The sequence below is a fragment of the uncultured Arenimonas sp. genome (genome assembly GCF_963976025.1).
Taxonomy (GTDB): domain Bacteria; phylum Pseudomonadota; class Gammaproteobacteria; order Xanthomonadales; family Xanthomonadaceae; genus Arenimonas.
Map to the genome: position 1 here is coordinate 1 of NZ_CAXBJS010000104.1, position 9,739 is coordinate 9,739.

10 protein-coding genes are annotated in these 9,739 nt (G+C 68.9%); 5 read left to right on the top strand and 5 right to left on the bottom strand.

The features are described from left to right. Positions 1–1,005 (top strand): MFS transporter (locus AACZ35_RS09225; protein WP_339828386.1); only part of this gene is annotated, 1,005 nt, incomplete at its 5' end. Here AACZ35_RS09225 and AACZ35_RS09230 read toward each other — a convergent pair. Next, positions 1,002–1,553 (bottom strand): NADPH-dependent FMN reductase, encoded by a 552-nt coding sequence (locus AACZ35_RS09230; protein WP_339828387.1) that lies wholly within the window; start codon positions 1,551–1,553, stop codon positions 1,002–1,004. The two genes, AACZ35_RS09225 and AACZ35_RS09230, sit on opposite strands and share 4 nt — an antisense overlap. A gap of 108 nt (positions 1,554–1,661) precedes the next feature. Here AACZ35_RS09230 and AACZ35_RS09235 point away from each other — a divergent pair, with 108 nt between their 5' ends. The 3 genes from AACZ35_RS09235 (at position 1,662) to AACZ35_RS09245 (ending at position 4,559) form a co-directional block, all read left to right on the top strand. Further along, positions 1,662–2,600, top strand: a complete 939-nt coding sequence (locus tag AACZ35_RS09235; RefSeq protein WP_339828388.1) for an ABC transporter ATP-binding protein — start codon at positions 1,662–1,664, stop codon at positions 2,598–2,600. Continuing rightward, positions 2,597–3,358, top strand: coding sequence for an ABC transporter permease (locus AACZ35_RS09240; protein ID WP_339828389.1), 762 nt, complete (start codon positions 2,597–2,599; stop codon positions 3,356–3,358). Before AACZ35_RS09235 ends, AACZ35_RS09240 begins: the two co-directional genes overlap by 4 nt. A 154-nt stretch (positions 3,359–3,512) precedes the next feature. Further along, positions 3,513–4,559, top strand: coding sequence for a GGDEF domain-containing protein (locus AACZ35_RS09245; protein WP_339828390.1), 1,047 nt, complete (start codon positions 3,513–3,515; stop codon positions 4,557–4,559). Here AACZ35_RS09245 and AACZ35_RS09250 read toward each other — a convergent pair. From AACZ35_RS09250 to AACZ35_RS09265, 4 genes are read right to left on the bottom strand one after another with little or no spacing between them, the layout of a single operon-like run. Then, the gene (locus tag AACZ35_RS09250; RefSeq protein WP_339828391.1) at positions 4,486–4,824 is read right to left on the bottom strand and encodes a DUF3325 domain-containing protein; all 339 of its coding nucleotides are present in this window, start codon (positions 4,822–4,824) and stop codon (positions 4,486–4,488) included. The genes AACZ35_RS09245 and AACZ35_RS09250 overlap by 74 nt on opposite strands. Beyond that, a complete protein-coding gene (locus tag AACZ35_RS09255) occupies positions 4,821–6,347 on the bottom strand; it encodes a PepSY-associated TM helix domain-containing protein (protein WP_339828392.1) in 1,527 nt (508 codons plus the stop codon). Before AACZ35_RS09255 ends, AACZ35_RS09250 begins: the two co-directional genes overlap by 4 nt. Next, positions 6,344–6,625 carry a DUF3649 domain-containing protein gene (locus AACZ35_RS09260; protein ID WP_339828394.1) on the bottom strand — a complete coding sequence of 94 codons (282 nt, stop codon included), beginning with the start codon at positions 6,623–6,625 and terminating at the stop codon, positions 6,344–6,346. Before AACZ35_RS09260 ends, AACZ35_RS09255 begins: the two co-directional genes overlap by 4 nt. A 5-nt stretch (positions 6,626–6,630) precedes the next feature. Further along, positions 6,631–8,757: a TonB-dependent siderophore receptor gene (locus tag AACZ35_RS09265; protein ID WP_339828395.1), complete on the bottom strand. Its 2,127-nt coding sequence runs from the start codon at positions 8,755–8,757 to the stop codon at positions 6,631–6,633. A gap of 165 nt (positions 8,758–8,922) precedes the next feature. On the opposite strand from AACZ35_RS09265, the gene AACZ35_RS09270 reads away from it, so the two are divergent. Beyond that, positions 8,923–9,739: efflux RND transporter periplasmic adaptor subunit (locus AACZ35_RS09270; RefSeq protein WP_339828396.1), on the top strand; the 817-nt coding region annotated here is incomplete at its 3' end.

The window sequence follows — 9,739 nt, forward strand, 5'->3', positions numbered from 1 at the left end:
AAGCCGGTGTGGCTGCTGGGTGCATTGCTGCAGGCCGCGGCGGTCGCCGGCATGGCCGCCGCGGCGTTCCGGCTTGAAGGCGCGATGGCCGGCGCGGTGATCCTGGGCTTGCTGGTCTGTTTCAGCCTGGCGCGCGGCCTCAATTCAATCGCCAGCAAGGACGTGCTGGGCAAGACCGTGCCGAAAACACGGCGCGGCCGGCTGGGTGGTTATGCGGCCAGCGTGTCGGGCGCGATCAGCCTGGCGGTGGGTGGCGCCTTGCTGTGGTGGGGCCAGGGCGCCGGGCCCGTGCTGCTGGGTGGACTGCTTGCCGTGGCGGCGGCGTGCTGGCTGCTGGCAACAGTGGTGTACGGCGGCATCCAGGAAGATCCCGGCAGCACCGGGGGCGGCGCCAACGGCATTACCGAAGCGCTGGGCAAACTTCGGCTGCTGCGCGACGAGCCGGATTTCGGGCGTTTCGTGCTGGCGCGGGCGCTGCTGCTGGTCTCGGCGCTGAGCTCACCCTTCGTGGTGCTGCTGGCGCGCGGCAATGGCATCGGCGGCTGGGAAGGCCTGCCGCTTTTCCTGCTTGCCGCGGGCGCGGCCTCGTTGCTGTCGAGCCCCTTCTGGGGCCGGTTCGCCGACGCCTCCAGCCGGCGCACGATGATCGCTTCGGGCAGCCTTGCCAGCGCGGTCGCGCTGGCTGCGATCGCCACCGATGCCTGGCTCGACGGCGCGGCCGGGGGCTGGGTGCTGGTGGGCCTGTTTTTCGTGCTGGGCGTTGCCCACGACGGTGTGCGCCTGGGCCGCAAGACTTACCTGGTGGACCTGGCCGGCGGCAACAAGCGCACCGATTACGTGGCGGTCAGCAATACGGCCATGGGCGTGCTGCTGCTGGTGACGGGCGCGATCACCGGCGCCGTGGGCACCGCCTCGGTGCCGGCGGCGCTGGCGGTGCTGGCCGGCATGGGCCTGGCCGGCGCCTGGCTGTGCCTGCGCCTGCCCGAGGTGCAGCAGCGCGGCTAGCCGCGCACGAAGTCGCTGAAACCGGTGACGTGCTTGCGCAGCAGTTCGCGCACGTCTTCGTCCTGGAGTTTTCCCTGCTCGTCGAACACCTTGTGGGCGCGCGAAACCATCAGTTCCATGCCGCACCAGTAGCGCATGCCCAGGGTGCGGAACACGGGCAGCCAGGCGTTTTGCGCGAGCACGGTGCCAAAGCCCGCCGGCGAGGCGCCCAGCAGCGCCACCGGGCGGCCGACGAAGACGCGCTCCTTGTCCTTGGGCGGACGCGACATCCAGTCGATGGCGTTCTTGAGCACGCCCGGAATCGAGTGGTTGTACTCGGGCGTGCACAGCACCAGGCCGTCGCAGGCCGCCAGCTTGTCCTTCAGGGCTTCGACGGCCGCCGGGATGCCGTGCTTTTCTTCGGCGTCGCCGTCGTACAGGGGGATGCCGTGCAGGGTGGCGACCTCGAGTTCGACGCCCTCGGGCAGCAGTTCACGGGCGGCATGCAGCAAGGCGGTGTTGTAGGAGCCGGCGCGCAGGCTGCCGGAGATGCCAAGCAGTCGGGTCATGGGATGTCTCCGTGGGGAAAGTCCTCATCCTAGAGGGCGTAATGTTCACCCCTCGTGCACGCCCCGGCAGGCGTTACCATGGGCGCCCCCTGCCCCCACGTGCCCCGCATGGAACCCATCCTTTCGATCCGCGGCCTTGGCAAGACCTACGCCAGCGGCCACGTTGCGCTCAAGTCGGTGGACCTGGACATCCGCCGCGGCGAGATCTTCGCCCTGCTCGGCCCCAATGGCGCCGGCAAGACCACGCTCATCTCGATCGTCTGCGGCATCGTCAACGCCAGCCGCGGCAGCGTTGTCGCCGACGGCCACGACATCGTGCGCGACTTCCGCCAGGCGCGCGCCAGGATCGGCCTGGTGCCCCAGGAGCTGAGCACCGACGCCTTCGAAACCGTCTGGTCCACCGTGCGCCTGAGCCGCGGCCTGTTCGGCAAAGCGCGCAACGACGCCCACCTGGAAAAGGTGCTGCGTTCGCTCAGCCTCTGGGACAAGCGCGACAGCAAGATCATGGCGCTATCGGGCGGCATGAAGCGGCGCGTGCTGATCGCCAAGGCGCTGGCGCACGAGCCGGCCATCCTGTTCCTGGACGAACCCACCGCCGGCGTCGACGTCGAGCTGCGCCGCGACATGTGGAACCTGGTGCGCGAGCTGCGCGACAAGGGCACCACCATCATCCTGACCACGCACTACATCGAGGAGGCCGAAGAAATGGCCGACCGCATCGGCGTGATCAACCACGGCGAGCTGGTGGTGGTGGACGAAAAGGATGCGCTGATGCGCAAGCTGGGCAAGAAGCAGCTGACCCTGCACCTGCAGGCGCCGCTGGCCGAGATCCCGGCCGAGCTGGCCGGGCAGCCGCTTGAGCTTTCCGAGGACGGCCTGTCGCTGGTCTATACCTTCGACGTGCAGGGCGAACGCACCGGCATCGCCACCCTGCTGCGCCGGCTAGCCGACCAGGGCATCGACTTCCGCGACCTCAACACCCAGGAAAGCTCGCTCGAGGAAATCTTCGTCAACCTGGTGCACCGCGGCAAGGGAGGTGCGGCATGAACTGGCACGCAGTCAAGGCCATCTACCGCTTCGAGATGGCGCGCACCTTCCGCACCATCGGCGAATCGATCCTCTCGCCGGTACTCACCACCTCGCTGTATTTCGTGGTCTTCGGCGCCGCCATCGGCGCGCGCATGGGCGAAGTCGGCGGCGTCAGCTACGGGGCCTTCATCATTCCCGGCCTGATCATGCTGTCGCTGCTGAACGAGTCGATATCGAACGCGGCCTTCGGCATCTACATGCCCAAGTGGGCCGGCACGATCTTCGAACTGCTGTCGGCGCCGGTGGGCTGGGTCGAGGCGGTGCTGGGTTACGTCGGCGCGGCGGCCAGCAAGTCGGTGATGCTGGGCCTGCTTATCCTGGTGACCGCGCGCTTCTTCGTGGACTACGAAATCGCGCATCCGCTGGCGATGGTGCTGTTCCTGGTGCTCACCGCCGTCAGCTTCAGCCTGTTCGGCTTCATCATCGGCCTGTGGGCCACCGACTTCCAGAAGCTGCAGATCATCCCGCTGATGGTGATGACGCCGCTGACCTTCCTGGGCGGCGCCTTCTATTCGATCGACATGCTGCCGCCGGTCTGGCAGAAGATCGCGCTGTTCAATCCGGTGGTGTACCTGATCAGCGGTTTCCGCTGGAGCTTCTTCGGGCAGTCGGACGTGGACGTGGTGGTCAGTTTCGCGGCCATCATCGGCTTCCTGGTGGTCTGCCTGGCGGCCGTGCGCGCGATCTTCCGCTCCGGGTGGCGGCTCAAGGCCTGAGGCGGTTTTGTGAAGTGCTTGGCGAAACCGCCTGGCGGGCGAAGGTGAGTTCGTTCACAAATCCCGAAGCTCGTGCTGCAAGGCGTTGCTGACAGCGCTGGTTTCGCGATGCAGTTCGCAAACCTGCACCCTACGCAGGCGCACAGTTCGCGCCATGACGCTCAGGCACGCCCTCAAGAACCGTATTGGCACCGACGTCCGGCTGGCGATGATCCTGCTGTTCGCCGGCATCACGGTCGTGGGCGTCACGCCGTTCGCGGTGGTGCGGGCACTTGGCGGCGAATGGCTGGCGTTCGCGCTCGACCTGGCGCTGATCCTGGTGATGACCGGCAACGCAGCCTTCGCCTGGCGCACCGGCAACAGCAACCTGGCCGGCAAGATCAACGCGGTGGTGGTGTCGGTGTCGTGCGCGCTGCTCGGCGGCGTGCTCGGGCCGGCCGGCCTGTTCTGGGCCTACACCGTCATCCTGGCCAACTACATGCTGGCGCCGCGCCTGCTGGCCACGGTCTGCGGCACGCTGCTGATCATCGCCGGCCTGGTGGTGGCCCCTTCGGACTCGGTGCTGACGATGGCGGCCTTCGCGGTCAGCGCGGTACTGGTGATGCTGTATGCCTTCATCTTCGCCAGCCTCACCGACGTGCAGCGCAAGTTGCTCGAAGGCCTGGCCACGCGCGACCCGCTGACCGGCGTCTCCAACCGCCGCTGCATGGAAATCGAACTGGCCGAAGCCCTGAAGGGCCACCACGCGCGGGGTGAGCCCGCAACCGTGGCGGTGCTCGACCTCGACCACTTCAAGCAGGTCAACGACGACTATGGCCACGACGCCGGCGACAGGGTGCTGATGGCTTTCACAGAACGCGTCCAGACCTGCATACGCAAGCGCGACCGGCTCTATCGCCTGGGCGGCGAGGAGTTCGTGCTGCTGCTGCCCGACACCGACCACAGCGGCGCGCGCGTGGCCCTGGAAAAGGTGCGCGACGCCGTGCAGTGCGAACCCCTGGCCGAAGGGCTGCGCGTCACCACGTCCATCGGCGCCGCCACGCTGGAGCCCGAAGACGACTGGCCGCGCTGGCTGGCACGCGCCGATTCGGCGCTGTACCAGGCCAAGGACGCCGGCCGTGACCGCGTCAGCTTCGAGGCTGGCCCTTCGCGACCCGGCGAGCGCCGGCTGCGCCTGGTGTCCGGCCGCCCGCTGCGCTGAGGGTTTCGCGCGCGGCCATCACCAGCGCCCAGGCCAGCGCCGCCAGCATCAGCGTTGCGGCCCACATCACACTGCCCAGTTCATGGCCCTGCTGCGCCACCGCAAGCCCCCAGGCCAGCGGCAGGCAGGCCCAACCACTGAGCCTGAGCAATCGCCGCCGGCCCGGCGCGGGCGCCGCCCCGAACCAGGCGCGGTGGTGACCGGGCAGTCCCAGCGCCAGCAGCGCCCAGCCGATCAGGTTCACGGCGATCACCAGCACGATCATGCCGACGCCTCCTGCGTGCCTGTCGCCGCCGCGACGTCGGGCAGTGCGAGGCAACGATGCTGTCGCCGCGCCAGCCAGGCAAAGGCCAGGCCCAGCGCCAAGGCGGTCAGGTCCACCGCCGCCAGCGCCCACTCGCCCTGCGGCAGGGTCGCCAGCAGGTGGCTGGCCGGCGTCGTCACCAAGTTCACCACCGGCACCAACAGCAGCAGCACCGCCGTGCCCACGTAAAGATCGCGCCAACCCCGGCCCCGCCGGTCACGCCACGCCCCCCAGCCCGCGGCCAGCAGCCAGGCGATGCAGAACAGCGTGATTTCCGCGGCGCGGCGATCGGCCAGGTCCCAGGGCAGCAGGCGGTTGGCCACGGCCATCGCCGCCACGGCCAGCGGCATGCCGGCAACAACGCCTGCGTTCAGCGCACGCACGAGGGCGTGGCCGACACCGGCCTCGCGGCGGCGCTTGGCCACCCACACCTGCATGCCGCTGGCCAGCATCACGCAGCCGGCCAGGCCGAGCAGGAAATACAGCCAGCGCAGCGTGCTGCCGCCGAACTGCGCCATGTGCAGGCCACCCAGGAAGGTGTAGGTGCCGTAGCCGGCGCTGTCGGGCCGGCTGTGGTGCAGGAAGCGACCGTCGGCGGCGTCGTAGTGCACCTGATCGAAGTTCCAGGCCACCCGCCGGCTGTGGTCGCCGCCGAAGGAAATGATGGCGCTGGCGTCATCGGGGTGGTGCACGCTGGCCCAGGTCACCGGCTGGCCCAGGCGCTGGCGGGCGTCGGCCACCAGCGCGTCGAGCGAATGCAGGCGCTCGAGCGGCCGGCCGAGTTCGGGGCGTTCGTAAGCGTCCGAAGCGACGTCGAAGTAGTGGAAGACATCGCCTTCGTACGCCGTATCGACGCCGGCGGTCACATAGCTGAACATGAAGATCGCCACGCCGGTGTAGGCAATCATCAGGTGGAAAGGCAGGCCGAGCACGCCCGTGAGGTTGTGGCCGTCCAGCCAGGCGCGCTGGCCGCCGGCGCGCGGCCGGAAGGTGAAAAAATCGCGGAAGATACGCTTGTGGATGATGATGCCGGCGACCAGCGCCACCAGCATCATCATGCCGGCCAGGCCGACGAGGTACATGCCCGGGTTGCCGGCATGCAGGTTGTAGTGCAGCTCGAAGAAGAAGTCGCCGCCGGCGACGTCCGGCAGGGGTTCACCGGTGACCGGGTGCAGGGTCTCGTGCCAGTGGCTGCCGTCGTCGAAGAAGGCGAAGTTGCCGGTGCCACGATTGCGTTCATTACCGTTCAGCACGTACCAGGAGTGGGCCACCGGATGCTGTTCGGCGGTGCGGGCGATGGCCGCGTCGAAGCGCGGCTGCTCCGGCAGGACCGTCTCGTGCAGCCAGGGCTGCATCCAGTTGTCGAGTTCCTTGTCGAAACAGGCGATGGTGCCGCCGACGAAGATCACGAACAGCAGCCAGCCAACCACCAGGCCCGACCAGGTGTGCAGCCAGGCCATCGATCTGGAAAGGGTGTCCTTCATGGCCGCGTCGCCGCCTCCGGGAACAACAGGGTCACCGCCCACAGCGCCAGGCCCAGGCCCAGCGGCGCCGACCAGGCGCGCCAGGCCGAACGCGCGGCGAACACGTAGATGGCCGCCGCGCACCAGGCCGCGAACGCCAGCAGGGTGGCGAAGGCCACCCGGTCCACGCGCCCCATCGGCAGCGCCAGGGCCAGGAAGGCGGTGAACCCGTAGGCCAGCGCGTAGCCGCCCACCAGGGCGGCGGTTACGCGCGAGAAGACCTCAAGACGCGGCGACATCGGTCTCAGAACCGGTAACCGACCGACACCGTCACGCCGCGCGGAGCGCCGTAATAACCCTGCTCCCAGTACAGGCTGGTCAGGTATTTTTCGTCGGTGACGTTGTCCAGGTTCAGCGTGGCCGACCAGCGCTCGTTGATGTCGTAGTTCGCCATCAGCCCAAGCAGGGCGTAGGAAGACTGTTGAATGCGCAGCGGCGTGGCCGTGCCCAGGTCGTCGTAGGCGACGGCTTCGCGATCGATGGCCGATTGCCAGCGCAGGTTGGCGCCCAGGCTCAGGCCGGGCACCGCGGTCAGGTCAACGACCGCGGAAAGCCTCAGCAGCTGGCGCGGCACGTAGGTGCGCGCGTCGCTGCCGTCGGCGGCCTCGAGTTCGAGCACGGTGTAACCGCCGGCCACGTGCCAGTGCTCGCCAAGGCGCCCGGCGAAGTCCAGTTCCACGCCCTGCGAACGCGCATCGACGCCGGCGTAATACGAGCGGCCGGTGCCGGTATCGAAGCCGGCGTATTCGGCCAGGTTGTCCTGGTCGGCGCGGAACACGGCCAGCGAGGCATTCAGGCCGCCGTCGAACCATTCACCCTTCAGGCCGATCTCGGCGTTGCTGCCTTCGACGGGGCCGACCAGGCGGTTGTCGGCATTCACTTCCGACTGCTGGCTGAAGATCTCGCCGTAGCTGGCATAAACCGACCAGGCCGGGCCCAGGTCCAGCACGGCACCGGCGAAGGGCGTGGTGCGGCTTTCGTCGACGGTGTTGGATTCGCCGTAGCTGAAGCCTTCGGTGTCCACGCGCGTGTGGTTGAGGCCGGTGATCAGCTTGAAGCGGTCGGCCAGGTTCCAGCGCACCGTGGCGTAGAAACTTTCGCGGCCGTAGTCGAAATCGGAGCCGTCGGAGTACGCATCGAAGCTGGGTTTCGGGTAGCTACCGTCGAAAGCCTGGCCCGGCGCCAGCGGCGTGCCGACGTCGTTGCCGTACCAGGACAGTTCGCGGTTGTTGCCGTCGGCCCAGCTGGCGCCGACCACCACGTCGTGGTCGCGGCCGCCCAGGCGCATCGGGCCGGTGGCGAACACGTCGGCCGACAGCGCCTTGAAGCGGCCGCCGTAGGCCGACGGATAGGCGAACAGGCCGAGGCCGGTGACCGGGTCGGGCGTGCCGTAGACGTAGAAGAGTTCGCTCTCCTCCTCCATCTCTTCGTGGTTCACCGCCGCCTTGATCGTCCAGCCGTTGTCCAGCGCATGTGCGAGTTCGACGAAGGCGCGGGTGTCGCTTGAATCCCAATGCGACCAGTCGGCGCTGGTGCTGGTGGAGACGTCGTAGTCGGTAGGCGTGCCGTCGGTGAAGAACAGCGGCAGCGCGCCCCAGAGGTTGCCGGTGGGTGCGTTGTCCTGGTGCGAGACGCCGATGGCCAGGGTGGTCGCGGGACCAAGATCGGCTTCGATGACGCCATAGACCACCTTCTTTTCCAGCGAGTAGCGGTCGAGATGGCTGTCGCCTTCCTGCCAGGCGGCGACGGCGCGGCCGCGCACGCTGCCGCTGTCATTCAAGGGGCCGCCGACATCCACGTCCAGGCGGCGCTGGTCCCAGCTGCCCAGGCCCAGCCGCACGCCGCCGTCCAGCTCACTGCCCGGGCGCTTGCGCACGAAGTTCACCGTGGCCGAAGGGTTGCCGGTGGACGAGAGCAGGCCGTTGGCGCCGCGCAGCACTTCGATGCGCTCGTAAAGCGCGGTGTCGAGGTCGCCGTTCTGGATGCCGTAGGGCAGCGGCAGGCCGAAGCCGTCGCGCTGGAAGTTGGTGATGTCGAAGCCGCGGGCGGTGAAATACACGCGGTCGGTTTCCACCTGTTCCACGACCACGCCGGTGGTGTTGGCCAGGACCTCGTTGATGTTGTCCAGGCCGAAGTCGTCCATCTGCGCACGGGTGATGACGCTGACCGACTGCGGGGTCTCACGCGGCGTCAGTTCCAGGCGGGTGGCGGAGTCGGTGGAGCCGGCCGCGTAGTCGTCGGGCTTTTGCCCGGTGACTTCGACCGCGTCGAGCTGGGTGAGCCCCATGCCGGCATCGGCGAAGGCGGCGGGACTGGCCAGTGCGGCCAGCAGGCAGGCCGGAAGCACGGCCATGCGGATTTGGGCAGACATACGGGTTCCTGGAGTTCAAAGGGGAACCAGGCGTGGCGTCTGCTGGGCCTGAGGCGGGGCGAGTATAGATGCGAGTGATTCGCGTTTGCAATAGACTGCGCGCTTTCACATCGCCGGAGCCTGCGCGGTTGGTAGGCTCGCCGTGTCATGGATTGGGGAAAACGCATGCGCAGCAATCAAGGCCTCCGGGCACCCTGGCTGATGGCGGCATTGCTGGCGATCGCCGCCCTGCCGGCCCTGCCGGCCCTGGCCGCCGTGCCCGTGCGCGTGATGCAGCCCAAGGCCGCCGATTTCGGCGAACAGTTCCAGCTCACCGGCACGCTGACCGCCGACCGCGCCGCCGGCCTGTCGCCGCGCGTGGACGGCCTGGTGCGCGAGGTGAAGGTGGACGCCGGCGACCGCGTCGAGGCGGGCCAGGTGCTGGTGCAGCTCGACGATGCCGTCGCCCGCCACACACTGGCGCGGGTGCGTGCCGAGGCGGCCGAAGCCGAGGCCACCGCCGCCGAAGCCCAACGCCTGCTGGACGAAGGCCGGCGCCTGGCCGCCGACAAATTCATCCCCGCCAGCCAGGTCGGCACGCTCGAAGCCCGCCTGAGCCAGGCGCGCGCCGCCGCCGATTCCGCCCGCGCCGCCGCCGCCGAGCAGCAGGAGCTGGTGCGCCGGCACGCCCTGCCCGCTCCCTTCGCCGGTGTCGTCAGCGCCAAACACGCCGAAGCCGGCGAGTGGGTGCAACGCGGCGACACCGTGCTCGACCTGGTCGCCACCGACCGCGTACGCCTGGACCTGCAGGTGCCGCAGGAACGTTTCGCCGCGCTGGCCGGTGAGGCCACGGTGCAGGTTTACCCGGACGCGCTGGCCGGCGACGCCCTGCCCGCCCGCGTTGAAGCGCGGGTGCCGGTGACCGACCCGCAGGCGCGCACCTTCCTGCTGCGCCTGCGCGTGGACGACGCCGACGGTCGCCTGCTGCCCCGCACCTCGGCGC

What these genes read in the sequence shown, in the direction of transcription:
- AACZ35_RS09230 (WP_339828387.1), bottom strand. Translation starts at nt 1,553, where the DNA reads ATGACCCGACTGCTTGGCATCTCCGGCAGCCTGCGCGCCGGCTCCTAC.
- AACZ35_RS09235 (WP_339828388.1), top strand. Translation starts at nt 1,662, where the DNA reads ATGGAACCCATCCTTTCGATCCGCGGCCTTGGCAAGACCTACGCCAGC.
- AACZ35_RS09240 (WP_339828389.1), top strand. Translation starts at nt 2,597, where the DNA reads ATGAACTGGCACGCAGTCAAGGCCATCTACCGCTTCGAGATGGCGCGC.
- AACZ35_RS09245 (WP_339828390.1), top strand. Translation starts at nt 3,513, where the DNA reads ATGACGCTCAGGCACGCCCTCAAGAACCGTATTGGCACCGACGTCCGG.
- AACZ35_RS09250 (WP_339828391.1), bottom strand. Translation starts at nt 4,824, where the DNA reads ATGATCGTGCTGGTGATCGCCGTGAACCTGATCGGCTGGGCGCTGCTG.
- AACZ35_RS09255 (WP_339828392.1), bottom strand. Translation starts at nt 6,347, where the DNA reads ATGAAGGACACCCTTTCCAGATCGATGGCCTGGCTGCACACCTGGTCG.
- AACZ35_RS09260 (WP_339828394.1), bottom strand. Translation starts at nt 6,625, where the DNA reads ATGTCGCCGCGTCTTGAGGTCTTCTCGCGCGTAACCGCCGCCCTGGTG.
- AACZ35_RS09265 (WP_339828395.1), bottom strand. Translation starts at nt 8,757, where the DNA reads ATGTCTGCCCAAATCCGCATGGCCGTGCTTCCGGCCTGCCTGCTGGCC.